The organism is Okeania sp. SIO2C2 (assembly GCF_010692625.1).
Taxonomy (GTDB): Bacteria; Cyanobacteriota; Cyanobacteriia; order Cyanobacteriales; family Microcoleaceae; genus Okeania; species Okeania hirsuta.
In genome coordinates this window covers 62,484-89,405 of the sequence record NZ_JAAHGM010000006.1, presented here as the reverse complement: position 1 = coordinate 89,405, position 26,922 = coordinate 62,484, and the positions used below count along the sequence as shown (strand labels likewise).

At 36.1% G+C, this 26,922-nt stretch carries 16 protein-coding genes, 1 tRNA gene and 2 pseudogenes; 13 read left to right on the top strand and 6 right to left on the bottom strand.

What is annotated here, in order from left to right; translation table 11 throughout:
* Window positions 1-259: 259 nt before the first annotated feature.
* A complete protein-coding gene (locus tag F6K18_RS05675; protein WP_287519395.1) occupies window positions 260-1,915 on the bottom strand; it encodes an iron ABC transporter permease in 1,656 nt (551 codons plus the stop codon).
* Between the two features lie 935 nt (window positions 1,916-2,850).
* On the opposite strand from F6K18_RS05675, the gene F6K18_RS05670 reads away from it, so the two are divergent.
* Window positions 2,851-3,981, top strand: coding sequence for an ABC transporter ATP-binding protein (locus F6K18_RS05670; RefSeq protein ID WP_287519393.1), 1,131 nt, complete (start codon window positions 2,851-2,853; stop codon window positions 3,979-3,981).
* A gap of 1,159 nt (window positions 3,982-5,140) precedes the next feature.
* On the opposite strand, the gene F6K18_RS05665 is transcribed toward F6K18_RS05670, so the two are convergent.
* A complete protein-coding gene (locus F6K18_RS05665) occupies window positions 5,141-6,004 on the bottom strand; it encodes an Npun_R2479 family HD domain-containing metalloprotein (RefSeq protein ID WP_287519391.1) in 864 nt (287 codons plus the stop codon).
* A gap of 1,196 nt (window positions 6,005-7,200) precedes the next feature.
* Between F6K18_RS05665 and F6K18_RS36460 the strand changes: the two genes are divergently transcribed.
* The 10 genes and pseudogenes from F6K18_RS36460 (at window position 7,201) to F6K18_RS05620 (ending at window position 18,050) form a co-directional block, all read left to right on the top strand.
* Window positions 7,201-7,470 (top strand): hypothetical protein, encoded by a 270-nt coding sequence (locus tag F6K18_RS36460; RefSeq protein ID WP_353735017.1) that lies wholly within the window; start codon window positions 7,201-7,203, stop codon window positions 7,468-7,470.
* 209 nt (window positions 7,471-7,679) lie between these two features.
* A complete protein-coding gene (locus tag F6K18_RS36455; protein ID WP_353735016.1) occupies window positions 7,680-7,859 on the top strand; it encodes a hypothetical protein in 180 nt (59 codons plus the stop codon).
* 314 nt (window positions 7,860-8,173) lie between these two features.
* Window positions 8,174-9,325: a glutamate--cysteine ligase gene (gshA, locus tag F6K18_RS05655; RefSeq protein ID WP_287519390.1), complete on the top strand. Its 1,152-nt coding sequence runs from the start codon at window positions 8,174-8,176 to the stop codon at window positions 9,323-9,325.
* 256 nt (window positions 9,326-9,581) lie between these two features.
* Window positions 9,582-9,779 carry a hypothetical protein gene (locus F6K18_RS05650; RefSeq protein WP_287519389.1) on the top strand — a complete coding sequence of 66 codons (198 nt, stop codon included), beginning with the start codon at window positions 9,582-9,584 and terminating at the stop codon, window positions 9,777-9,779.
* Window positions 9,780-10,022: 243 nt separating this feature from the next.
* Window positions 10,023-10,484 (top strand): tRNA (cytidine(34)-2'-O)-methyltransferase, encoded by a 462-nt coding sequence (locus F6K18_RS05645; protein ID WP_124147594.1) that lies wholly within the window; start codon window positions 10,023-10,025, stop codon window positions 10,482-10,484.
* Between the two features lie 658 nt (window positions 10,485-11,142).
* The gene (locus F6K18_RS05640; protein WP_287519388.1) at window positions 11,143-13,566 is read left to right on the top strand and encodes a peptidoglycan DD-metalloendopeptidase family protein; all 2,424 of its coding nucleotides are present in this window, start codon (window positions 11,143-11,145) and stop codon (window positions 13,564-13,566) included.
* 638 nt (window positions 13,567-14,204) lie between these two features.
* Window positions 14,205-14,277: transfer RNA gene (locus F6K18_RS05635), tRNA-Met, on the top strand.
* Between the two features lie 1,046 nt (window positions 14,278-15,323).
* Entirely contained in the window at window positions 15,324-15,923 is a 600-nt protein-coding gene (locus F6K18_RS05630) for a peroxiredoxin (RefSeq protein ID WP_287519387.1), read from the top strand.
* 160 nt (window positions 15,924-16,083) lie between these two features.
* Entirely contained in the window at window positions 16,084-16,647 is a 564-nt protein-coding gene (locus tag F6K18_RS05625; RefSeq protein WP_287519386.1) for a peroxiredoxin, read from the top strand.
* Between the two features lie 908 nt (window positions 16,648-17,555).
* Window positions 17,556-18,050, top strand: a pseudogene (locus F6K18_RS05620) (GGDEF domain-containing protein).
* Window positions 18,051-18,685: 635 nt separating this feature from the next.
* Here the strand turns inward: F6K18_RS05620 and F6K18_RS05615 are convergent.
* From F6K18_RS05615 to F6K18_RS05605, 3 genes are all read right to left on the bottom strand, one after another.
* Complete coding sequence (locus tag F6K18_RS05615) at window positions 18,686-18,871, bottom strand: hypothetical protein (RefSeq protein ID WP_124147590.1); 186 nt, start codon at window positions 18,869-18,871, stop codon at window positions 18,686-18,688.
* A 108-nt stretch (window positions 18,872-18,979) separates the two neighbouring features.
* Entirely contained in the window at window positions 18,980-19,336 is a 357-nt protein-coding gene (locus tag F6K18_RS05610) for a hypothetical protein (RefSeq protein ID WP_287519385.1), read from the bottom strand.
* A 64-nt stretch (window positions 19,337-19,400) separates the two neighbouring features.
* Window positions 19,401-22,145, bottom strand: coding sequence for an adenylate/guanylate cyclase domain-containing protein (locus F6K18_RS05605; RefSeq protein ID WP_287519384.1), 2,745 nt, complete (start codon window positions 22,143-22,145; stop codon window positions 19,401-19,403).
* A gap of 699 nt (window positions 22,146-22,844) precedes the next feature.
* On the opposite strand from F6K18_RS05605, the pseudogene F6K18_RS05600 reads away from it, so the two are divergent.
* Together F6K18_RS05600 and F6K18_RS05595 are read left to right on the top strand one after the other, a co-directional pair.
* Window positions 22,845-23,780 (top strand): annotated as a pseudogene (locus F6K18_RS05600) (transposase); the annotation flags it as partial.
* A complete protein-coding gene (locus tag F6K18_RS05595; RefSeq protein WP_287519382.1) occupies window positions 23,780-23,941 on the top strand; it encodes a hypothetical protein in 162 nt (53 codons plus the stop codon). The pseudogene F6K18_RS05600 and the gene F6K18_RS05595, both read left to right, overlap by 1 nt.
* A 1,061-nt stretch (window positions 23,942-25,002) precedes the next feature.
* Here the strand turns inward: F6K18_RS05595 and F6K18_RS05585 are convergent.
* Window positions 25,003-26,919: a M6 family metalloprotease domain-containing protein gene (locus F6K18_RS05585; RefSeq protein WP_287519380.1), complete on the bottom strand. Its 1,917-nt coding sequence runs from the start codon at window positions 26,917-26,919 to the stop codon at window positions 25,003-25,005.
* Between the last annotated feature and the right edge of the window lie 3 nt (window positions 26,920-26,922).

Sequence of the window (26,922 nt, the reverse complement as noted above, 5' to 3'; positions counted from 1 at the left end):
TTGAAAAAAGAATGTTACCGTCACAACACAGGGAACAACGGCGCGACCCCGTGGGGTGCGACAGACTGATCTGTTAGGGAACACGGGTTATGGGAATAGGCAAAGAAAAACACGATTTATGGTCAGGACTTACGCAAGATATTAAGTCATATCAAATCCGTTTAATTCGGTATAAAAAAATGTTCCATCTTCAACCATTTTCAAATATTTCTCGATCTCCCCATCCCCCCATTTTCCCGCACTCCCCCACTCCCTATCTTTAATATTGACGCGATTTAGCAATTTTCAAACTGAGTAAAATTACTGGTATAATCCCTACCAAAACAATTGCTAAAGCTGGACCTGCTGCCTCCGTTAGCCGCTCATCAGAAGCCAAATTATAAACCCTCACTGCTAAGGTATCAAAATTAAACGGACGAATTACCATTGTTGCAGGCAACTCTTTCATCACATCCACAAAAGTTAACATTGCTCCAGTTAATAACCCTCCCCACATCATCGGTGCATGAACTTTAACCAGAGTTTTCGTCGGTCCATAACCTAAACTTCGGGAAGCATCATCTAAACTGGGTTTGATTTTGAGCAAACTTGACTCCACAGCACCAAATGCTACCGCCATAAACCTCACCAAATAAGCAAACACTAATGCTGTAATAGTTCCACTGAATAATAAACCAGTTGATATGCCAAATATTGAACGCATGAAACTATCAATAATATTGTCAACCGCACCTATAGGAATCAAAATTCCGACTGCAATAACTGAACCAGGTACAGCATAACCCATTGCAGCAATGCGAGTTGATAAACGCATTCCCAAATTCCGATTTAACCGCACCCCATAAGCCATAATTAAAGCGATCGCTACAGCAAAAATAGCAGTAACTCCTGCCAAAATCAAACTATGGGAAGCATAATTCCAAAACTGTCCCCGAAAACTTTCCCCACTTTCAGCAATAGTCATTTCTAATAATAATCCTGCTGGCAACAGAAAACCTAACAAAACTGGCAGCAAACAACTAAAGAAACTGACAATTGCACGTATTCTACCTAAGCGAAACTGCTGCAATTTTTGATATTGACTGCTAGTTTGATAATATTTTGCCTGCCGACGCGACCATAACTCCAGCAAAATTAACCATAAAATAAATAACATCAATACTGCTGCTAACTGTGCTGCTGCAACTCTCTCTCCCATGCCAAACCAAGTCCGATATATGCCAGTGGTAAATGTTTCGACTCCAAAATATTGCACTGTTCCGAAATCATTGAGAGTCTCCATCAGTGCTAGAGCTAAACCTGCCATTATTGCTGGTCGAGCTAGAGGTAAAGCTATTTTATAAAAGCTACGCCAAGGGTTGCATCCCAGGGAGCGACTAGCTTCTAAAGTACAGGTTGATTGTTCTAAAAAAGCGACCCGTGTTAGTAAGTAAACATAAGGATATAGGGTAAGGGTTAATAAAGCGATCGCTCCTCCAATGGAACGGATCTCCGGGAACCAATAATCACTGACACTTCCCCAACCAAATACCTCTCGCAACCACATTTGCACGGGTCCATAAAATTCTAGTAATTCTGTGTAAGTGTAGGCAAGAATATAAGCGGGAGTTGCCAACGGTAACAGCATTGCCCATTCAAAGATGCGACTACCAGGAAAGCGACACATTGTGACTAACCATGCTGCTCCTACTCCGATGACGACAACTCCCCAACCTACCCCTAACATTAAGATGAAGGAGTTTAGGAGATAACGAGGTAAAACTGTAGAAGCTAAATGACTCCAAATTTCTCCTGTATCCGAGAAAATACTGCTGAGAATAAATACTACAGGAGCTGAGATTAAGGCTGCGATCGCTATGACAAATATTGTCCAAGCATTCCAGTTGAGGCGGTTAATTTTTTTGATATTAAACATTTTTATATTGTAAATTACAAAAACTTATATTACTTTAAATGAGAACATTTCCTAAAAAGTAGGTTAAAATAATTCAAGCAACAATTAATGTATTAATGTTATGGACAACTTTAAGAACTATAGCGGTAAATGTGCTAAAGACATTCTGAGATTCTTAAAGAAGGAGTCAGGAGAAAGCAATTCTGGAGGCAGAATCAATAGAATAAAGATTTGACCACAATTGGATATAGCGCAGGTTTTCTCGCCATCCCTCGACCGCTTTTATCCCCTTAAAAGGCGAGGCTTCAAGGCATGAATTGTTAAATTAATAACTATTAACTATCAACTCTTAGTTATTAATTATTAATTATTCATTATTCATTATACAGCTTTTATCCCCTTAAAAGGAGAGGCTTCAAGGCGTGAATTGTTAAATTAATAACTATTAACTATCAACTCTTAGTTATTAATTATTAATTATTCATTATTAATTATTCATTATTCATTATACAGCTTTTATCCCCTTAAAAGGAGAGGCTTCAAGGTATGAATTGTTAAATTAATAACTATTAACTATCAACTCTTAATTATTAATTATACAGCTGTTATCCCCTTAAAAGGAGAGGCTTGAAGGCATGAATTGTTAAATTAATAACTATTAACTATCAACTGTTAATGATTAATTATTCATGATTAATTATTAATTATTAATTATACAGCTGTTATCCCCTTAAAAGGAGAGTCTTCAAGGCATGAATTGTTAAATTAATAACTATTAACTATCAACTCTTAATGATTAATTATTCATGATTAATTATACAGCTGTTATCCCCTTAAAAGGAGAGTCTTCAAGGCATGAATTGTTAAATTAATAACTATTAACTATCAACTCTTAATGATTAATTATTCATTATTTTGATAACTTTTGATATACTACTAGGGAGGTTAAGTAATAAATGGCCAAATCTGTAATTCTCCATCTGGAGAGTGTCAGCAAGCAATTTTCTGGCACTGTTACCCCTGCAGTGCAAAATGTAAATTTAACACTATACCAAGGGGATATACTGGGGTTATTAGGGCCTTCAGGCTGTGGTAAAACAACTTTATTGAGAATGATTGCTGGATTTGAACAACCACAGTCAGGTATTATTACTATCAATGAGCGAGTAGTTGCTGGCCTACATGATTGGATGCCACCAGAAAAGCGAGATGTTGGTATGGTATTCCAAGATTATGCCTTATTTCCCCATCTGACAGTAGCAAAAAATATTGCATTCGGATTACATAATTCTGGCAAAAAGTCAAGCACGCAAATTAATCATCAGGTGACTGATGCTCTAGAATTAGTTGGTTTATCTGGTCTGGAAAGTCGCTATCCCCACGAACTTTCTGGGGGTCAACAGCAACGAGTAGCTTTGGCGCGTGCTTTAGCACCCAGTCCTGCTTTAGTATTATTGGATGAACCTTTGAGTAATTTGGATGTACAAGTCCGCATCAGATTAAGACAAGAGTTACGAGATATTCTTAAGAGTGCTGGTGCTTCTGGAATTTTTGTCACCCACGATCAAGAAGAGGCAATGGCTATTTCTGACCAGGTGGCAGTGATGCGCTCCGGACGTGTGGAACAGTTTGGTACTCCAGAAGATATTTATACTGAACCTGCTTCTCATTTTGTAGCGGAATTTGTGACTCAGGCTAATTTTTTGCCTGCACGTCGTCGCGGTCAGGTTTGGGAAACGGAACTTGGTGGTTTTGAGTTAACGGATAATCATTTGTTTTGTGGAAAAGTTGATAGTTTAGATGAGTTCGACCGGATCGATCTGATGATACGTCAGGAAGATTTGATTTTAAAACATGATGAGGAAGGAGCTGTGATAATTCGCGATCGTCAGTTTTTAGGTCGTGAGTTTCGTTATTGTTTACAAACTGAGTCTGGAAAAGAATTAATTGCTCGCACTACTCCACAAGTGACATTGCCAATTGGAATTAAGGTCAAAGTATCTATTGCTGAAGATAATTTACGAGTTTTTCCAGCAATATCTGGAGAACATCAGACAAAATCTTCTCAGCTAGTTACTATTAGATAAATTCATAATATCAACTCAAAAAAGTACTGTAACCTATGGGTTGGTTTTTATATCAGAAGGAAGAAGAAAGAAGGAAGAGGTAAAAGTCTTACTTTATCTGAATTTTAAATTTTTGAGCGGACAGATCAAAAGCTTAAAACTCAGACAACACAAGATTTTTCCTTCTCTCCTAGATAATTAGGTGATGGTGCATTGTAGTTATTTTTGTTACCAGACATAGTAGTGGGAGCATCTTGCTCCCTTCCCTTCGAGGATACCCGCACCAGGCATTGCTTATTCCTATTTAGGGCTTACCGATTAATTCTAAAAGTATTGACAGATAAAGGTTTTAGCGTTTTATAGTTGGAAAAAGTACTAGCTTTTCGGTGGAAAGAGCTGCATAAAGCTAGTATTTTGGGATGATTATGGCAGAAAAATTGAGAGACAATTCTTACTTCTACCTCCTCGCTCATTCCAATTTCTCCTGTCTCCTGTCTCCTGTCTCCTGTCTCCTGTCTCCTGTCTCCTGTCTCCTGTCTCCTACCCCAGCAAAAAGACTTTCCATAAGCAAACCCTATTTAGCACTATGCAAGGCTACCAATACAGCAGATTCCACTAACCGTGAGATACACCTATCGCGGGCAAGATCCCGCACTACAAACATTTACAGCGGTTTTCATTTGGGTAGACCACAGTAGGGACGTTCCATGGAACGTCCCTACAACGTTTTGCTTGTGAAAATGTAGTTCATCAATTTGAAAAGCGCTGTAATGGTTAATCCCTGTACTTGATATACTTGGAATCTGCTGTATATTCTTTCCTACTCTCTACTACCTGCTCCCTGCTCCCTACTCCCTACTGTACTTTATAAACCTGGAATACACTGTAATATCAAATCTTGTTAAATAACCTCACAATCAATAGCTTAAAACCCTGATTATGAGGTTATTGGACTATGTGCAATTAGGCGGATTTGAGATCAGGGCGTTGGTGATTTGAGGTATGATATCATATCCGGAGCAGAGTACGATAGAACTCAGTTCCGCGCTCCGCGACCAAAAAACTTTCTCCTTCTACTCCTCTTTACTTATTCTTTCTTCCCTCCTGACTTCTGACTCGGTCCTCCTGACTCCTGAGTAATTAAGATTAATATCATACACGCGCTTCACCAACGCCGATCTCAATTACTAGCAGCTACCGCTTCCTCAACAGCATTGTCATGTTCTACTCGAAAAACATTCGCACTGAGGTTAGCTACTATCTGTTTTCCTTGTTGAGTAAGATTTAGATAAGCCACCGCATCCTTAACATAACTATAAACCACATTCCAGTAAAACTTAGGATAGCCCTGACGTAAATCGCCTGGGTTATTATATCCTAATATTTTATTCTGACCTGTTTCCTCAAATTCATAGAATAAGGCACTGATTTTTTGTAAATACCGGGGGTCACTTAACTGACCAATTAAATCTGCTGCCCTCACTAAACCAGGATAGTTTTCCTTATCCTGATGATCTTCATCTGCTGGTACAGGGAAACGAGTCAATTCTATATTACGCTTAATCACTTCTGCATCAATTAACTTATGACCTCCAAAGCGTTCCTCAATAAACAGTTTACCTCGGTCAACATGATAAGGAGTTAGGTTAGCATCCGTAGCGCCTCTAGGTAAAGATACACTTGTGCCATCTATGCCTGTAGCATATAATCTTAAGTCTCCTCTATCTTGACGACATACACCTTTGACATACCCAATATCGTGACAAAGTAAGGAAATGTGGTAGTGTAGCCAATCTTCACAAGAAACTCCACCCTCACGGATATGCTTCCCGCGTAAAATTTCTTGTCCCACTAAAGTTACAAGAATAGTATGTTCTACATTGTGATACAGGGCATCACTATTAGCAATATTTTCTAATGCCATTCCGGCCGCCCAGGCAATAATATCAGCATAATCTGCTTTATATCCACCATAAGTATGACGATAGCCATTAGTCAGCCGTTTTATGAAGGCATCAATTAAAAGTTCTGTGGAGTTAAACATCTGCAGTCTCCTAATTTAAATTTTCTATTTCACTGAATTTCAGTTTAATGAACTTATACACTTTTTTATTTACCATCATCAACAAATTATCTCACTTCATTTTCTTTTTTTCATTCCTCTATACTACTTATTATTATTTTTAGCCATAGTGAAAAAGTTAATTTCAGGTTTCAATATATAGCAATTTTATTTGTGAGATATCCTAGGCTTTTAGAGAACAGGGAACAGGGAATAGGGAATGAGAAACACCTAAGCAATAAAATCCTCACGAATGATTTAGGATTGCTATATCTACATTGATTGAATACTTAGATGCTATCCAAAGTTTGAGGTGGCAGATTATCTATTAATCATTTTGTAATAGTTTTTCCATTGCATATCTCAAACTAGATTGTCATCTTTTATTTTACAAATAGTTCTGTGAACCCTGCAACTTTTCTCTCAAATATTTTATTTTATATTGATATTTTAAATATTGATTTTATACATTGCTTTCTTGTTATGTAATTGTCAAAAATCTCTTCTAAGCTTCTAATAAAGAACAAAGGATTACAGCTTAATAGTGTAAAAGAATCTGTATATATTGATGATTTTTTGTAAATTTTACACAAACTGCTATATTTATTTTTGAAGTTATTTAGCAAAAAAAATATATTTGCAATGATAAAAAAAAATCTCTACACTTCATTTTTTCCTGCTTTTTCGTCAAGATAATATTTACAGCTAAAATGTAAATGCCACATATTTCTGTGTTATTTACTATTGACACATTAAGTTTACGATTTTATATTCGAGATAGCTTGATTTAACTGTAAAATCACGAAAATAAAATTATATTCCCGTTCTGTGATTGACGATTATGGTTAATATTATTTGAAAATAATTATAATAACTATAATTTAATTACCAATATACTTAAAACCTTGATAGTAATTTTTTTAATAACTATTATATGTAATTTAATCTCGATTTGTCAGTGATTAACATCTACTATTAGTTGTGATAGTAAAAAATCACTAACGTGATTTGAATCACAATAAGAAAAAAAATATTATATTAACATCCGTAAAAATCAAAATAGTAATAATGAAAAATCCCAAAAATCAATATCAAAATATATTTTATTAACCCAATCATGAAGATAGTTTCTTTAATAAACTACCCCAAGAAGTTAAACAATTGCCGGCTAGTTTACCTTGGCATCAACGCTGTTATGTTTGACTTTTTCTTATATTTTATGTGGTTATTCTCCAGAAAAACAAGCAGATTTTTTAGATGATTATATAGCTGATGGTTTAGAAGTAAAAATGCTACAATATATAGATAAGATTAACAGGGTGAACAAATATCTAAGACGGTTTCGTACTCAAACAAAAATCAATCAAAATGTACTCATAAATTATATTAGACAATATTATATTCATTCTGCTCAAGATGTACGCTGTCAAACTCTACAATATTTATAATTAGCATTAAAATGAGTCATTAATACAGAATAAAAAAATCAAATATTTAACTATATTTTGGGATTTGAAATGAGAAACTAGCTCGTCTTCAAACAAATCAAGATGATTTTATTAAAACATATATTAAACCAATTCAGCACTCTCATCAAATTAATGGCATTATTGTACCTAAAGATCAAGGAATATTTTTTGCAAAAAGAGATTATTATGTGCAAATACCTGAACTATCTCCAAAAAAGTTAGTGACTTTAGTAATAGCAACTTTTACGACTGATAAAGTTACTAAGTGTGGTTTTCCGACCGCTCGCCATATTAAAGCTTTAAAATTTGATTTTGATTATATATTTCAACAGCAAGAGGAAGAAGAAATTTTTCCTCTAGAATTTTAGTCTCTAGTTAATTAGAAGAAAATCCATCAAATATCTCTGTTAGAAATATATTAAATAATTAAATATTTAGCTGCTTTGATCTACAGTCTTTTCAGACTAGTTATAATATAGGAATATTAAATAATTTATGATAAATTGATTACTTGATGTCTCTTAAACCCTAAATATCTACAATATCTCACAGTTAAAATGTAAATGCTATACCTCAATAAAGTAATAATCTCCTGATAATCTAAGCTCTAGGACATAGACCAAAGATGTTAAATATACTGATACCATTAAAAATATAAATAAACCAAATTTAGGAGCCTGTTGTGCTGCTATCGAAAGGATTTGAAGTAGAAATGTACACTGGCACACCCCAAGGTAATACTGTTGGCCTGTCAGACCAAATTGTGGCCAAAGTAGAGGGGTTTGTTAGGGAGCCAGATAGTAGAAATATAGAATACACAACTGCACCATTGTGTAGCTACGCTCAACTTTTATGTGCTCTAGTAAAGCCAAGACTCAAATTGAGAAGTTATTTAAACACTTTAGGGGATTACACAATAATTCCAGGAAGTACCTTATCTTTAGGAGGTAGTCATACCTTTGAACGCTCTGACCCTAAAAACCCATATCACACATATATACAAGAAACTTACGGTGCAAAAGTTGTTACCACCAGTATTCATATAAATATTGGTATTAGTGAACCAGAATTATTGATGCGGGCCATTCGCTTGATCCGAATGGAAGCTCCTTTATATTTAGCCCTCAGTGCCTCTTCTCCTTTTCTAGATGGCCAGGCTACAGGCTTTCACTCTACTCGCTGGGCTACTTTTCCTAAAACTCCAGCTTATGTCCCTCTATTTGAAAGTCATAGTCATTTCATTAAATGGACTGAAGAGAAAATTGCTACAGGTCTTATGCAAAATGTCCGCCATCTGTGGTGTTCTGTGCGGCCTAACGGCGATCGCCGTCCCTATAATCTTAATCGTCTAGAATTAAGAATTTGTGACTTTGTCAGTAACCCAGTTATGCAGCTAGCCTTGGTAGCTTTATTAGAAGCTCGTTTATGGCAATTATTTGACGATCCTAGTCTCGACCCCTTAGAAAAAAGTAACTTATCTGCAACTAACCGTTTGGAAGATTTAGTCGCTTTAGCAGATAATAATGAAATAGCAGCAGCTCATCATAGCCTTGAAGCTCAACTCTCCCATTGGCAAGATGGTAGAACTATTTTAGCGAAAAATTGGATTGAGGAAATTTATCAACAGGTTTTACCTTATGCCAAAAAACTTGGCTTTAGTTGCTTTCTTTCTCCAATCAAAAAAATTATTCGGGAAGGCAATACAGCACAAAAATGGTTAGATCAATATAACAGTAGTCTTGACAGTCGGAGCGTAATTAAAGCAGCAATTTTGGAGATGGCACAACAAGAAGAAGAGCTAGAAGATCAATTATGTCAATCAATGGTGGCCTAACTTAATACCATTTCATTTACTTCAGCTACATAGGTTGAAAGGAGTCAGGAATTAGGAGTTATACCAAATCTCAAAAGTTTTGCTACATATCCTTGTGATGGGGAGATAAAATGGTAACTAAATATAGCATTTATACATGAGAAATTTGATTAGGAGTCAGGAATTAAGGTAAATAGCATTCTTTATTTTAATTGTTATAACTTCTACTGTATCAAAATTTTTTCCTGAACTAAACTAGGGGTAGTGGTGCATGGTAATGGTAAAGGAAGCACCAGGACTGTGGGGAGATGGGGAGATGGGGAGATGGGGAGATGGGGAGATGGGGAGATGGGGAGATGGGGAGATGGGGAGATGGGGAGTTTGGGGAGCACCGGGAGTGTGGGAGAAATTAAAAAATATATTATATATCCTCATCATTACCATGCAAGACTACCGAACTAGGAAATCAAAATAAAATATAGTGTTTCTAGGATCAGAACGGTGAGGCACGACACTAGCCTAGAAAGTAAAACTAACAAAACTAAGATAAGATTAGGGGAGAAAAACCTAATTGCTATATTAGGCATATAGTTAAGTTTTTATTATACCTATATTTATTGTATTGAATTATTGAATTTTCAGAGAAATCCTAAAACTTAAAGGTAGGATATTCTAGCTAACAACTTTAATGTTCTCAATATCAAAATAAATTGATTTAATGCCTCAAATTGTTCTAGTATATCCGCAAATTCCCCCAAATACAGGAAATGTTGCTCGTACTTGTGCTGCTACTAATACAGAATTACATCTAGTAAAACCTTTGGGTTTTGAAATTAGCGATCGCTATTTGAAACGGGCAGGTTTAGATTACTGGCCTTATGTTAAACTATATGACCACGATAACTTCAAAGAGTTTCAAACCTATCATCAGCAACGAGGTGGAAGACTGGTAGGTTTTAGTGCAAAGGGAGCTTCTAATTATACTAAATTTCAATACCAAACAAATGATTGGCTATTGTTTGGTTCAGAAACTAATGGACTACCACAAGATGTCCTAGAGTATTGTGTAGCAACTCTCTATATACCAATGACACAGCCAAAGGTTCGTAGTTTAAATCTTTCTGTTAGTGCTGCCTTGGGTTTATTTGAAGCCAGGCGTCAATTGGATTATCTGAGTTAAAATCATTATTCTGATAATATCTATACATCTATAATCTTTATTTACTATTTACAGATATGTATATTAATGATGAAAAACATCATATATCCCTAATTAAAACTATACTGCCACACTAAATATAGTTTTGATCGCTCAAAAATCTTTAAGTTCTGAAATATTCCAATTATAAGTATTTAATGGGTCATTTTGCTCTGTATAAGTATGACGCATACAGTCTGTAATTGTATATCTATCTATATATAAGAAATTTCTATATATCTAATAATTGCCACAACTGCCAAGTTAGTGTATACCAAAATTTAGATGATATTTTCTCCTGAAATCCTTTTGTTCGTCTAGAGGGTATTTACTAAAGGACTAAATAATTCAGAGAAAAATACAATTGGATTATTTCCAAATAACATGGCAAAAATAAACTACGAGCAAGAATGTTGTAATATTTAGTGCCTTAAAAGTTAGTTACTTTTTTTGTGCTATTTTTGGCCATTAAATAAAAATCAAATTAAAATTATCCTTGCTTTTTTTATGAAACCAAGATACTCTAGCCTAAGTTTAATGTTTGTCAGTGATCTTGATCTCTAAAATAGAGTGAATTATGTCATTGACAAAGAAAAATTAATTAAGGATAGTTAAACCCTTGTCGATAGGAGGTCGTTCTTTGAAACGAACATTTCCAAGTAAAGGAAAATCTGCCGCTATCTGTGAACTTCACACAGAAGCAAATATTGATCAGTCAAAACAAATAAGTATAGTTGGTAGCAAAAAAACTTCTTCCGCTGCTGCCATGATTGGACTTGCTGCCATTTCAACCACTATGGGTGCATCAGGCATCCTGTTGTCTGGGAAAGGCAATATCGCAGTCGCAGCCGAACTTCCTGGAGTGGACACTAACAAACATGAACTTTCAACTAGAGAGTTAAATGTTACTGGAGTTAATAGGTCAAAAGGTCTACTACTTCAGAAATTAACCCAAGGGTATGTAGAGGTAGAAGAAAATACTGATTCTGAAGTTGAAGCAACTCAACCTGAGACTGTCCTGCCCTCAGAACATACACTAGGAGAAGAATCCTTTTTTCCTATAGAACTTCAACACAAATATAGCCAGACTAAAGCCAGAAAATCTGAACAAGAGAAAGAGACTTTAGTTTTTTCTGAACCGAAAATTAATCAATTAGAAACTAATGAGTTGCCTCCTCTAGGACTTCTGGCCAAAGTGCAGGAAAAGGAGCCAATAGGCAGTAATAGTAAGCTAATTGACCGATTAAAAGTAGAAATTAATCCTGTCCAAAAACCAGAAAACCTCTCGGCAAAAAGTTCGCTAGAGTTGAGGTATGAGCAGTATATTTCTGATCCCGTAGGAAAGTCATTTGATAAATCAAAGGAAAAATTCCTAGAAAATGAAAATAGAGATGGCAAATCAGAAAATTTAGTTGTTGAAGAACCAGCTCTACAGATGGCCACATCCTCTGAATCAGACAATCGTTCCACAGCTAAACAAGTAGCTGATAGTCAAATAGATATTGCTCAAGAGTCAATCAAGACTCAAGGGACTAAACTACAGGGGGCAGTGGTTATTGATTCTGAGATGACATCTACACCAGTTTCATTGGTATATAAGGTGCGTGTGGGAGACACGCTAAGTTTAATTGCCAAGGAAAACAATGTATCTGTCGAAGTATTAGCTAGAGCTAATAATATCAAAAATCTAGACGTAATTGAAGCAGCTAAATTACTTAAAATTCCTCAGCAACCATTTTCTGAATCATTAAAACTGGTAAGTTCTACAAGTAGCCATTCTACAAAAGAGGAATTTAGTCAACCTTCTTTGGAAACTACAGCTAACCAACTCAATATTCCTGAAGCCAAGCTTCCTAATATAAAATCTAATTATTTATCGTACAGCGTACCAAGTTTGACTGGAGCTGAAGTTGCACCACAGAGAAGTGTACAACTAGTTTCTTGGTCTGAAGGTCTAAACGATCAAGAACATCAAATACACAAGAAACCAAAAGAATTTTCAACTTTAACACAGTTGGTTGTTACAGATAGCCCTAAAAATCCCTTAGTTAATAAAGTATGGCCTGATAATCTAGGTGCAAGGGAATCTAGACAAAATTCTTTTAGTAATAGTCAACCCGTTCAACCACTACCAGTGGACATAAATACTGAGAGTGATGAGTTACTACCAACAGCAAAATCTGAAGGTCAAAACAATCCTTATGCTAACCGTTTGAGGTCAGAAATAAGCAGGCTAAGAGAGGAATATAATAATCAAAAAGAACTTGAAGATTCTCAAATAATAACCTCAGAAGCAATAAATATTCCAGTACCTGAGCCGTGGTCTTCACAACAGAATTTACCGAATAATTCTCAAATTCTGACTGAGAACAATAGTAGTAGGTACTTACAACCAACTTATCAGGAAGAAGTAAGTAGCAGCAAGACCACACAATGGTCTGAAGAAATAGGAACTAACAGACCTGAAATCAGAAATCCTGCTACAGTTGTTAAAGAACTACCCCTAGAAAGAGAAATTAGTCAATCTCAAGGGTCATCATTCATGGCCACATCACCAACAGGAGCTAACTTTAATGAGATTCTGAATAATCCTTCACTAGGAAAAATGGTTTCTCCAGACTTGCCGCCTTTGGGTAAAGCTGATACCTATTTACCTGGTGGTTCAATGCAATTTACGGGGTATACATGGCCTAGTAAGGGTACTTTAACATCAGGTTATGGTTGGCGCTGGGGAAGAATGCACCGTGGTATTGATATAGCTGCACCGACAGGTACTCCTATTGTTGCTGCAGCCCCTGGTGTTGTCACCTATGCTAATTGGAATAGCGGAGGGTATGGTAACTTAGTGGAAATTAAGCATCCCAATGGTAGTCTGACAGTCTATGCTCATAACAGTCAAATTCTTGTTAGAGAAGGTCAAAAAGTTGCTCAGGGTGAACTAATTGCTAAAATGGGAAGCACTGGACGTAGTACCGGCCCACACTTACATTTTGAAATTCATCCAACAGGAAATGGAGCTGTTAATCCAATGGCTCTTTTACGTTCGGGAGTGGCATATCATTAGGTTAGGTATTGCATAATCATCGTAAAATTTCGGTAAGTCGGAAAAGTGCAAGTTTGAACGGCTGGATGCAAAGGACTCAAAGGATTTTTATCCGTAGTCAAAAAAATGTGTTATAATTAACCAAAAATTTCAAAGGTAGCCTCAATGGTATTTTGGCCGGAGAGAGTAGTGGCAATTGATGCCCCCTAGTGAATTACTGGTGTATACGTACTACGGTATGCTACTGGCAATTTAGTTAAAGCAATGTGAAAATCGTGGTTTTTACCCGATTTGCAACTCCTAGTCACAAATCCACGCTGATTTATGCCGTGTAGTGTCAAAATTGGGATTATTTTATATAGTACAGTTATTTTTATCCCAATACATATAAATATGTAATGGGAACAAATCAAGATATCCTAGTACTCAGAACTTATTTTAACTCCCTAATCCCATCTGAAAATCTTCCTATTTTCAGTACAACTCCTCTAAATTGAAAAATGTTAATACCCCCATTCTTGTAAGTTAAAATGGGGAGAGAGATATAAATAAATTTAGGGTGCAAATTAAATCTATTTTGGTTTTTTTAAGAAAAAAATAGTAAATGATTGAATAAATTACAATATTCTGTGCTATGATTATGAATGGTTAAAAATTTAGGCTCAGTAGCTCAGTGGTTAGAGCAGGGGACTCATAAGCCCAAGGTCGCAGGTTCAAATCCCGCCTGAGCCATATATATAAATAAGTAATTTTTTTTTTGATTTATTGCAATAGCTCACGATAGTCTAACCTTAGTCAACAACTGGCGTTTAAGTTAAAGTATTTGGTTATTTATTGAATCGTTAGCCTCCAAAGGAGGAAGCAGGTGTATGATTGGGGAGTTAAACAGTTATGAGTATAGTGGTTCGGCATTTAAATTGTATAGTCATTTCAGTTGAGATTGAGATAAGCGTTTCTTGCATTGAAAGAGTTTCAGCCGAAAAAGTGTTTCATTCTTATCTGAAATGACTATATATCCCAATTGGATCTAAGGAAACAATGGATATGGGAACAGCGGTATACCCTGGATCGGCGAAGCACGTTAGCTCCTCTATAAGAAGCTAGACAAGCTATCGAGGGATATCAACGTTCCTTTGCCTACGGGAAGCTTTGTGCAGCGCAAAAACGCTATATCCAATCGACCCAGAAAGGGAATCTTTACTCCTGTGAGGACACAGGGAATACAAAATCTCAATAGGCCTGAGTTGAGTTCCGGTTCAATTTTTACCATCAACTGGAGTTGGAAAAAGTTAACTGATAACTGAAATAGTGGGGGTCAATTAAGAACCTATTAGAGCTGATTTATAAACTTAGCTAAAAGTATTGCATTACCAAGCTTTCAGGAATTTCGGCCGACAGGCCGATAACTAGCAAAACCTAAGTATAGCGAGAAATTCAGCCTCTTAATATTTACTTTATAAATCAGATATTAAAAACATTAACTGATGACTATAACATATATGACTGATAATATCTTTATATACCCTTAGAACTAAACTTTAAAAAACTAAAATAGTTGATCGATCCTTACTGGTCAATCCAATATGGAATGAGAAACCAAGTCTGAAAATATTCGAGCTGCTAAGTTGGTCTAGCTATGTCCGAAAGGAGACATTCTATGGTTTTGTTTGTACTTAAGGTCTAGTATGAAGAGGTAAGATTGAAGAATAAAGAATCTCAAACCATAAGTTTTCTTTGAGTTTTGAGTGTCAACAAGTTATTTTAAGGAGAATTAAATCATGACAGAGGAATGCCTGCGTGTAGGCCAGGAAGCCCCGGATTTCACTGCTACAGGTGTAGTGGATCAGGAATTTGAGACAATTAAACTGTCTGATTATCGTGGTAAGTATATAGTTTTATTCTTCTATCCCCTGGACTTTACTTTTGTTTGTCCAACAGAAATTACGGCATTTAGCGATCGCTACAAAGAGTTTGAATCACTTAACACAGAAATTCTAGGAGTTTCAGTAGATAGTGAATTTTCGCATTTAGCTTGGATTCAAACAGATCGTAAGTCTGGTGGAGTTGGAGACCTTAACTATCCGCTATTATCTGACATTAAGAAAGAGATTAGTTCTGCCTATAACGTCTTAGACCCAGAAGCAGGTATTGCTCTGCGGGGTTTGTTCATTATTGATAGAGAAGGTACTATTCAACACGCCACAATTAATAATCTTGCTTTTGGTCGTAACGTGAATGAAACCTTACGTACTCTACAAGCTATTCAGTATGTACAGGCTAACCCAGATGAAGTTTGCCCTGCAGGTTGGAAACCAGGAGATAAAACTATGAATCCCGACCCAATCAAATCTAAGGAATTCTTTGCAGCTATTAAATAAATTGATTTAAGCAGTCTATAAAGTACCTAATAATTAAAAAAAATGTCAACTCTAACACTTTCATATATATTCTAGCTCTAAAAGTGTTGGAGTTGTAAATTTAGAGGAGATTTAAACACATTAAAGTTTTGAATTTTAACTTTTAAATTATATCAAGATTATGCTAACTTCCTATGATTTTAGAGGTTTAATAAATCAACGTTTTGTTCAAAATTTATTACCTATTCCACCTATTAATAGTTTGGATAACGGAAAAAGAACACCAGATTTTGAATTGCCAGATATCACAAATGGTAAATTAGTTCGTTTATCAGACTATTGGGGGTTAAAACCTGTCATACTTGCTTTGACTCGTATCTTTACTGAGAAACAGTATTGTCCATTTTGTTTTCCTCATATCTTAGCTTTAAATAATAATTATGAAAAATTTTTAGAGCGGGGAATAGAAATATTAATGATTACGAGTACAGATAGGGAACAAAGTAAGACTGTTGTGAGCGATCTAAGTTTAAAAATGCCTTTACTCAGTGATTCTAGTTGTCAGGTATTTAAAAATTATCAAGTCGGTCAAGCTTTGGGGGCACCTCTTCCAGGACAATTTGTATTAGATAAACAAGGTAGACTTAGCTATAAACATTTGTTTTCTTTTCTAGATTATAATGCTAGTATTGAGGATTTACTAGAAGTTTTAGATAATTATATAGTTGAGCAAAATAACTATTAGTAACTGAATTCTATCTTAGAGCTGATTTATCAAGTAAATATTAAGAGGCTGAATTTCTGACAGGACAAAGTTTTTACCGATTGTAGGCCAGTAAAGTATAAATTGATGAGACCTAGATAACATCAGAGTTTTCCTGCGGAATGCTGCGCAAACAGCTCAGTTAATAAATCACCTCTTAGTGCAAGTAGCTCTTTTTTATAGACTAATTTCGCAGGTAAATTTAGCCTGTGGTGTTGAGATTAAGTCTGATAACCTGTTAGTTATATACTCAAATTTTAACTGCAAATATTGCCAATTTTAATTATGGTTAAGTATCTTAGTTTTTCTGAACATAAGATAACTCAAATCTAATTTATAGTAATTCTAAATCATTCGTGATAATTTTCTTGCTTCGGTGTTTCCCATTCCCTGTTCCCTCACACCGAGCGCGCATTGCCTCACAAGAGTCGGCGTTATCATGGCGTTTTGCGCTTCGCAGAGCTTCCGCTTTTTCCTTTCGGTGCAGAATGCTACCCAAACGGAATACTGCGTAAACATGTTACAGAGCAAAACGGCGGGTTCCAACTGCTTGCGTCTGTAGCACCCCGCGGGGTCGCACCGCTGTTCCCAAATCTGGTGTTCCCTAAAAATCTACAATATCTCACAACTCAAATAAGATTGCTATATATATTAAAATTACTTGAATTAATTTAATCATTTTTAGTTGTATAAGTATTTTTACGCGTAGTATAGTTGATTTAATAAAATATAATTTATAGTTGAGGATTACTATATATATGAAATTGTCAAATATTTGTTTTATTAATGTAAGACTTTGCTAAATCCTAAATATATCAATATTTTATATGCAAAAATAATAGGTATTTTTGACAAAAAAATATATATTTAGTTATTGTTAACTGGGATAAATAAATCATAAAACCGGATTATTTAATCGGCGTTACTTAGAAAAATTTCTGAATAGAGAAACTTACCGAGCTATTAGAACTGAAAAGCCTATTGGTATAATTATGATTGATGTAGATTATTTTAAAAGTTTTAATGATGAATTTGGTCATGCTGCTGGAGATATTATTCTCAAAAATTTAGGCTCTTTTTTAAAACAGAAAGTTCGAGATTATGATATAGCTTGTCGTTATGGTGGGGAAGAATTGATTATGATATTACCAGGAAGTTCTTTAGAAAATACCAAGTGAAGAGCTGAACAAATACGGAAAAAAATCCAACAATTATGTGTAGAATATGATGGTATACTGCTAAGTTATATTACTATTTCTTTGGGAGTTGCTTGCTTTTGTAAACATGGCAAAACAGGGGAAAAGGTCATTGAAGCTGCTGATTTTGCTCTTGATCAGGCTAAGTATGAGGGACGTAACCGAGTTGTAGTAGCTTCAAATTATTGAATATTTTATTTATATTACATTGTTTAAATTAATACAGTCTATTTTCGGTTAATCAGTTATTTATTATTACTACTTAATTAGGGCTTGCTGATTAAATATAAAAGCATTTACAGATAAAGGTTTTAGCATTTTTAGAGCGAAAAAAAGTGCAATTTTTTAAGGTTAAGTGGCCAAAAAGTTACGATTTTTGGCTAACTATGGCAAAAAAAAATAAAGGGATAAATATATCCGACTACCTCCTCTAAATTCCCTGTTCCTCCTGACTCCTACCCCTGCCAACAGACTTTTTCAGCAAACCCTAATTCAATATAAATAGTATATGTGTACAGATGAAAATTATAGTAGTTTAACTTAAAAATGAGACGTTTTTTCGTCTGAAACTCCCTCATAGCAAGAAAGCTTTGTCTCAATCTAAAGTTAAATGACTATATATTCAAGTCTAAATCAAGCATAAAGTTGACTTTTAGGTAGGTTTTAGAGGAAAAAATTTATAATCGAAAATAATACAAAGATAAACTATAAATTTCCTCATGGATCATCCTGCCTACTGCTTTATGAAAAAATCTACCGCGTCGCAGTATTCTTGAAAAATTGATAAAAATTGAAACTAAAGTTCTTAGAAATTTGGTTGGAAATCATTCATACCCAGACAATTCATAAGAGGTTTGAGGAATCACATTTATATTACGATGAGAATAACGACTAATGGCCAATAAAGGCAAGGCCAGAGTCAGAACAGCGATCGCTGTTCCCAAAATATTTGCAATTCTTTGAGGAGGTTCATCGTCTGAGTAACTGGCAGGTTGACTATCTGATTCCATATTGAGAAAGCTTCTAAAAAACTTAAAATTGTTAGTAGTAATACTTAGTAGCAATACAAGCTGTATTATGATTTCTTGGGAATAGCCCTAAACTTTGATTGTTAAGAACTACGATTTTTTTTCAGCAACTTTGTCCTTAATCTCTTTAGCTATTTGTGCCAGTACCAGAGATCTTTGACCCATACTTACAGGTAGTCTAGGTATATCTGCCAAAGAAGCACGAGATAAATCCAACAAAAGTTGACGGACTTTTTCTACCCATTCTAATGAATCTGGAGGAATAACTTGGCCATCAGCTTTTTCTTGAATAATTTTTGCTTTCTGTGCTAGTGGTAGAGCTTTTTCTGCAAGATTTTCTGGTAGTTTAGGCTTATCCGACAAGGAAGTACGGACAATCTCAAATAATAATTGATGAATCTGCTCTATCCACTCAGTATCTGAGTAGTGGGAATTTAAATTAGTCATAACTAGGGCTAGTTTTTTTTCAAAATGAGAGTTAACATTCTATTCTTATTTAGATAGATATTGTTTACTTTTCAGTTAAATTCCAGACTCCATCCCAATTTTTTGGAGGAAGCTCGGCCTGAAATAGCTGACAACGATCGCGGTGCAACTTAGCAGCTTTGTTGTTTGGATCGATTTTCAATACTTCTTTAAATTCAGCTTCAGCTAGTGCAAAAGCTTCTTTTATAGAGAGGTCTGTTAAATTTTTTTCTTTGGATGGTCTTAAGTAATACTCTCGTCCTTGATGATAATGTTCAACTATATGGTGTTGTTGCTCCGTTAGCTCTTGCTTCAGATCCCCTTCCTTAAAGCCTAACAGTTCATATATTCTAACAGGCTTACTTTTTCCCTTCACAGTAATTAGGTCTAGTTCCCGAACCCAAAGCATATCTTTGTAAGGTTGATAAGTATTATCACTGATGACCAAATCTGTACCATACTGCTTGCTTGTACCTTCAAGGCGAGAAGCTAGATTAACACCATCTCCAATAGAAGTTAGCTCCATACGCTTACTAGAGCCAATATTACCACTAACCACTTCGTCTGAGTGAATGCCCATACCAATTCTAATAGACATTTTTTTCTTAACTACACGGTCTCTATTGAAGATTTTCAGGCGTTGACGCATTTCTACAGCACTTTGCATAGCACACAAAGGATGATGTTCTAGAGGAGCTGGAGAACCAAATACTGCCATAATGGCATCTCCTATATATTTGTCAAGAGTACCTTTGTATTTGAATACAGCATCTACCATCTCTTCAAAGTATTCGTTCAGCATAGTGACAACCTGTTCAGCTTCCATGCCTTCTGTCACAGTAGTGTAGCTACGAATATCACTGAAAAGCACAGATACCTGTTGACGTTTTCCTCCTAAACCAGTATCACCACTTGCTAATAATTGTTCTGCAACTTCTGGTGTCATGTAGCGATACATCAAGTTTTTCACTTGTTTTTCTCCACTAATATCCTCCATCACTACTAAAACGCCATTAACTTTCTGAGGGTCGCAAACATCAATCATAGAGTTAATTGACAGATTAATACTTTGAGGAGGCAAATTTCCCAGAGGTAACAAAGTTCGATCTGGATAATACTGTTGGTACTCTTTGCTATAATTCGGAGAAAGGGCTAAATCTAACCACTTAGAAAACTCACCTTCCTTGAGACGTACTAATTCACTTACATACTTACCTTCTAGTATCTCTGTGTCACTGATTCCTAGTAAATGTCTAGCACTTTCATTTGTCGCAATAACTTTGCCTTTTTTATCCGTAGATATTACCCCGTTGGTCAGACTCCGTAGAATATCCCTTTGTCTTTGTTGCTCTTGTTTGACTGTATCAAATAATTTAGCATTTTGGAGGGCTACACCTGCTTGAATATTAAAGGCCCTCATAAATTCTAAATCGTTGCGATTAAAACTAGCTTTCCACTGCTCTGGTGCTTCAGGCCAGTTTGCATGGTTATATGGTGGATAATCTCCCTGTTTCTTTTTATTAATTAGCTGAGTTACACCAATTAATTCGTTGTCAGCATTAAAAACAGGCATACACAACAAACTACAGGTACGATAACCTGTTTTTTCATCTGTTTCCTTGGCTGTAACTGAGTGGGTATCTTTATAAACGTCAAAAGGAATGAGTAGTGGTTGGCCAGATTTTGCAACCATACCAGCAAAGCCTTTATCTTTAGCAATCCTGATTTCTATTAGCTGTCCATTAATCGGGATTTTTGTCCATAGTTGATTTTTATCGTTATCTATGAGCCACAAGGTACTGCGGTCTGCGTTCATAAGTTCCTTGGCCTGCTCCATGACTTTTCCCAGAGTATCTTCTAAGTCTAGACTACTTTTGCTGAGGGAGTCTACAGCTTTCATTAAAGCTTCTGCTGCTCTCTGTCTTTGAGTTGCTGAATAAAATGACTTAGAAGATTCTAGAATTAGACTAATGGAAGGGGCAAATTCACGAAATACTCTTTCATCTTCTTCAGTAAATCCCTTTTTATCTATTTTTTCTCCTAGTTGTTCATATTGTTCGTGGCCTTGTTTTAACTTGTTGAGGAGTTGGACAACTGCGATTAAATCCCCTGTTTCTTCTTGCAGTAATGGCATTACTACCATAGTATAGGTACGATATCCATTCTGTTTGTCAAATTTTTGGGCTGAAGCTGAACGTGGATCGTTATAGAAATCGTAGGGTATGTTGATTACTTTTTTCTCTTGAGCTGATTCTCCTGCTATTCCTACATTGGCTGAAATTCTTAACTCTAATAGTTTTCCATCAGCTCCTTTAGCTACTGTTGACCAAAGTTCACTTTTTTCTTCATCTAATAACCAAATTGTTGTCCGGTCTGCGTTCAATAATTCTCCTGTTTTGAGAGTAATTGAGCGCAACATTTCATGTAGAATTGCATCAAATCCTTGAGCCTCTAACAAATTATTGAGCATCCCCAAAGTGTGATTAACTGTTTTTAGCTTTTCTTCAACATCTTTAACTCCTTCGACAAAGTTTTCTTTTGTTAGGGCAGCTAGATAGCTTGAAAAGCTAGACCCAGGATGAACTAATGCACTACTTTCGTTGACTTTTGAATGACTTTTGGGGTTATTTCTATTATGACGATTATTTTCTGGACTATTATTATAAGTATTATTATTATCAGAGTAGCTTTGAGGGTAAGACACCTGATTGTTAGGACCCTCTATAACTTCCACATCCTCTTTTGGGATTGTGTACTCTGTTGCTATTTGGTTTGGAGATGCAGATGTCATAACGCTTTAATTAAATATTTGGATGCTCTTTACTATTAAGGCTTTTAAATAATTCAAGCTCAGTTTGTTAATTAATATTAAGATAGGAACTGAATAATGTTTAAATCATTCATACCTGTAGTTTAGTCTAAAATGATTAAATTTTTACTCTTCTGTCAAAAAAATTATTATAAATATTTTTTAGATAAGATTTGCTATACAGGTTCTAGGTGTGAGCTTGGAGAACATCGGTTTTAGGAATATTTTTTCTTGACTTTTACCTCATTACTTGAATGCTCGAACTTCAATAAGCATATTAGTTTTGATGGTATATAATTTTATTTTTTGTACTTGCTGAAGTTTTAATTAATAATTATCAAAACTATCATTAATCAAAGTTTTAAATTTATTCATCACACCTAAGTTTTTATTTGTTAAAATTATGCCCTCTAGTTTTATAATCATAATGTAGCACAAAAAGTTGCTATAAATACTATATATCGTGTTATATCTAAGGTAAGGATTCAGGTCATAGCGCGATCGTAGTGTGGATTCTCAGAAGGGAAATTCAAGAATATTGGTTAGCTTGACAAAAAAACAAACTAGTGCAGCTACGCGGAAGTCAAAAGTTAAAAGTCAAAAGTATTGATTGGTAAGGCTTTTAGGATTTTGTAACTGGTTAGTTATTTCTGCCATCCTGCACTAGGGTAAAGTCAAAGCATGAGTCAATCACAGCCCCCAGTAAATCGTAAACGCCTCAACCAGATGTCAAAAGAAGAACTGGTAGAAATGTTGTTGACTCAACAGAAACTAATCGAGAAACTGCAAAAACAAATTGATAAATTAGAACAGAGTCAAAACCTAGACAGTAAGAACTCCTCGAAACCCCCATCAACTGATCTACTGAAAAAATCGGAAAAAGCCAAGCCAAAACAAGAGTCTCCCAGTTCAGAAGAAAAGAAGAGACGACCAGGAGGACAAATAGGCCATCAGGGTAGGACTCGTAAAGGGTTTTCCAGAATAGACAGAATAGAAATATTGCAACCTTCTGTTTGTAGTCAGTGTGGTCAAGCAGAATTTTTAGATGAACCAGTGGTAGTAGAAACTCAACAAGTAGCCCAACTGGTAGACAAACCTATAGAGATAATAGAATACCATCGCCACAAGTGTCAATGTCTGAGGTGTGGTACAGTAACATCAGCACCTTGCTCTGGAGATATGATCCCTGGGCAAGATTTGGGGCTAAAGTTAGCAAGCTTTTCTGGCATGGTTGGGAAATTATGGACACCTGGCCTATGAAAAACAACAAGAAATGTTATGGGAATTAAGGAAAATTGAGATTGGCTTAGGGACTTTAGTGAACACGAATCAAAGGTTAGAGCAAGCAATTAAACCTCATGTAGAGGAACTATCAGAATGGGTGAAAACAGAACAACCTTCAATTCATGTAGATGAAACACCTTGGCCAGTAAAAGGAGTGAAGGAATGGCTGTGGGTGTTTACCAATCAAGAGATGAAGGATTTGAACATTATCGTATCTGGCCAGAAAACCAAGAACGGGCTATTTATGATCAGTGGGCGATTGGATTTAAACACAAAGTAGAATTAACTCTCAAACAATGGAGCCACAAAGCAGGCTATGAAGCAGGGAAACTGTGACGAACTTTGAAATTGAAAGCAGACCAATGGTGGTATTTTCTACTTCACCTAATTTCTGTACTAAGTTTTTTGCTAACTCTTGGGGTTTTAGGGCTAATTTATGGGCTAATTTATGTGCTAATTTTTGGGCTAACTTTTGGGCTAATTCTTGGAATTGAAGAGCAAGAAGTTGTGCCTAAAAACACTCCAAATCAAGGGAATTGGGCGCCCCTAAAAAATATTATTATACTTACAACTATCACCTCTTCAACTACTTTCGGACTATATTTATTATTAATTTCACTACAGAAAGAATCAGTTGAAGTTATTAATTTATTAGTTTTATTAGCTAGTTTTTTTGGATTTGTCTTGATATGTATAGCAATGAGCGCTGGTATATTTACAAATTGCAGGAGTGGCCAAATAGCTAGAAGTCTTATATTATCGGCAATTTATTCCCCCTGTTCCCTGTTCCCTGTTCCCTGTTCCCTGCGCACAGCGCTATAGTTTCTTTGCAACTGGATTACCTGTCGTTAGGCATTTTTCTCTACGTTTAGTTCTCTGGTTTAATCATTGCATCCCCTGGAATTATGCGCGATTTCTCGACTACTCTACAGACCGCCTATTCCTACAACGAGTTGGGGGTGGATATCGGTTTATCCATGACTTACTGGGTCAACACTTTGCCAATCAGTACAATGAGAAGACCTTGACTAAATAATTATTATTATCGGCGTTAGTACCGTTAAGCCCAAAAGCAAATCACAGTAAGGATTTTAGAAGTCAACTTTTTCAACAATTCTCTTGATTCATATTAGGGCGATCGGTACTAACCGAACGAATTAGAAGTCAACTTTTTCAACAATTCTCTTGATTCATATTAGGGCGATCGGTACTAACCGAACGAAATTGTACGCTAAAAATGAAATACTTACTAGGTAAGGATTTGAGAAATCAAAATTTTGGATATATTTCACAGTTGATAAATTTATCAGGCTTGGCCTCTACGAACTTATAAGGCTTTCGTGCCTTATTTAAACAGTCAGTTGTCCTTAGCGTACGTTTTCGTTCGGTTACTACCGATCGCCCCTCTTCAATAGTCGGCGTAAATAGAAGTTTCTGACGACGAGGGGCAAGCTCCCTTCAAACACTACGAGTCAACATTGTTGCTACTGTACCTCATAAACCTGGAATACGCTGTATCTACCTTTGTCAGTAGGACTCTCTACTCTTTCTTATCCTAGGTAGCTATCGCTACTTGTTTGCACTGATCTTTTGAGATAACTTGTTCTGTAGGTTCATACTCAATCTCAAGCTTCCATTGATTGAGTCGTCCCGTATCACGCCGTAGTAAATCCTTAACGTGAAGTTTCCAAGTTCCCTTGATGAGTTCATTTATGAACACTGACAGACGATCATCCGAACTGTAGGTTTCTCGTAAATCCCGTTGTGAGCCGCCAGTTTGGTTGTGAAGCATAGCAACTTGACCAAAAGGAGCTTCTAGTTCCAATCGCAAATCGCCAATATAGGTGTGGGTAATGTCTATAGTAACTGTAATCTTCTTAACTTTACCCTGTTGAGGAATCTCAACAGAACTGGTGACCCCTAAGGGTTGATAATCAGGAATTAACAGATCCGCTCTCACCGTTTGAGTAATGATTGGTGGCAGTTTGCCTACCTCAAAGCGAATGATTTCTCCAGGAATCGTAATATTGGCAATAATCAAACCAGAATCAGAACGATCCCATTCTTGCGAAGACGGTTTGGTTGCATAGGATAAGGACACACCCCTTACCTGACCAAAGAGATCTCCTGCATCCCCAAGATTACGGTTATTTTCCAAATCTAAATGTCCATCTGCTTGTAGCAAACCACATTGATAATGACGCTCAGGGGTTCCTCCTTGCCATTCATTTGACCCCATGGTATCACAATGGTAAACAGCTAAACCGTTGTCAGGGAGATAAGCATCTAGTCCCAACTGGGTACGGTTTTCGATGAGAAAATACTCATTAGGTTTATCGGTTTCATAGCGCAAAATCGTTCCATAGTCACCATGTCGAGCTTCATAGATACCAGAGGTATTCAAAGAAATTTCTTGCTCAGTCCAACCCACTAAGTCCCTCAAATAGGCACAAACAGGGGAGGGAGTATGACCATTGTTATTATGATTTCCAGAACCCATTAAACAATAGCGACCGATACCAGCACTGTTCTCAAAGTCACCATCACGTGTGCCATAATCGTAAAGATCAGGCCAACGACAAAGTAAATGTCCTGTCTCATGACAAAAAGTGCCGATGCTGAGGTCAACCCGTCGCCGTCCCAAACTGGTGATCATATAAAAGTGAGTTTTTACGTTACCGTAGAACAATTCAATTGAGAAATTATGGGGCCAAAGCTCTCCTTGATAAACGGTACGGCCAGCATACATAAAGTTTACGGCATCGATCACACCATCTCCATTGGAATCAAAGTCAGCAAGATTGATGCCAAATTGATTCACAGCTTTGTCTAGTGCTTCTTTCACCAAAAGATTGGATTGATAATAGAGACGATTATGACTCAACTTAATTGGTCCGACAACTACATTTGTGTAATCTAACTCGCCACCAGACATCAAACGGAAATACTCTCGTACTGAACAAAAATTACCATTGTCTCGGTAGTTGTCGCCATTAAGTAAGTCTTCTACCTCAGCTTTTGTTATATCTGTGGTAACATCAGTAAACTCAACTAATACCGTTAAACCTTTGACTTTACCCTCGCTCACTCGACGACCTGTTAGCAACCCTCTGTTACGTCCTCTTGTTCTGAATATATGAGGGTTTATCTCTGTTTCTACTGGTCTTAATTGAGCATAACGTTGTTCAAATTGTGCGTTTCTGACAGAACTAGATTCTTTTAAATGTCGTCGAAGACCTACAGGTGGTTCCTGGGACATTGGTACACCACTAGAGGCAAACATCCCTTCTAACAAAATGGCGTAACAAAATTGTCCAAGGTCACTATCACAAACAACAGTATAACCTTCTTCCGTTTCGTGGCTTGCATAAAATTCGTCACCATTGACAACCAGTTTTACTTGATCGCCTTGTTCTTGATCGAAAATCAGTGTTTCATTGACATACTCCCGACGTTGCGCATAGCGCGACAACGC

What these genes read in the sequence shown, in the direction of transcription:
- F6K18_RS05665 (WP_287519391.1), bottom strand. Translation starts at nt 6,004, where the DNA reads ATGTTTAACTCCACAGAACTTTTAATTGATGCCTTCATAAAACGGCTG.
- F6K18_RS05605 (WP_287519384.1), bottom strand. Translation starts at nt 22,145, where the DNA reads ATGACATCTGCATCTCCAAACCAAATAGCAACAGAGTACACAATCCCA.
- F6K18_RS05610 (WP_287519385.1), bottom strand. Translation starts at nt 19,336, where the DNA reads ATGACTAATTTAAATTCCCACTACTCAGATACTGAGTGGATAGAGCAG.
- F6K18_RS05645 (WP_124147594.1), top strand. Translation starts at nt 10,023, where the DNA reads ATGCCTCAAATTGTTCTAGTATATCCGCAAATTCCCCCAAATACAGGA.
- F6K18_RS05675 (WP_287519395.1), bottom strand. Translation starts at nt 1,915, where the DNA reads ATGTTTAATATCAAAAAAATTAACCGCCTCAACTGGAATGCTTGGACA.
- F6K18_RS05625 (WP_287519386.1), top strand. Translation starts at nt 16,084, where the DNA reads ATGCTAACTTCCTATGATTTTAGAGGTTTAATAAATCAACGTTTTGTT.
- F6K18_RS05650 (WP_287519389.1), top strand. Translation starts at nt 9,582, where the DNA reads ATGGTAAAGGAAGCACCAGGACTGTGGGGAGATGGGGAGATGGGGAGA.
- F6K18_RS05670 (WP_287519393.1), top strand. Translation starts at nt 2,851, where the DNA reads ATGGCCAAATCTGTAATTCTCCATCTGGAGAGTGTCAGCAAGCAATTT.
- F6K18_RS05630 (WP_287519387.1), top strand. Translation starts at nt 15,324, where the DNA reads ATGACAGAGGAATGCCTGCGTGTAGGCCAGGAAGCCCCGGATTTCACT.
- F6K18_RS05615 (WP_124147590.1), bottom strand. Translation starts at nt 18,871, where the DNA reads ATGGAATCAGATAGTCAACCTGCCAGTTACTCAGACGATGAACCTCCT.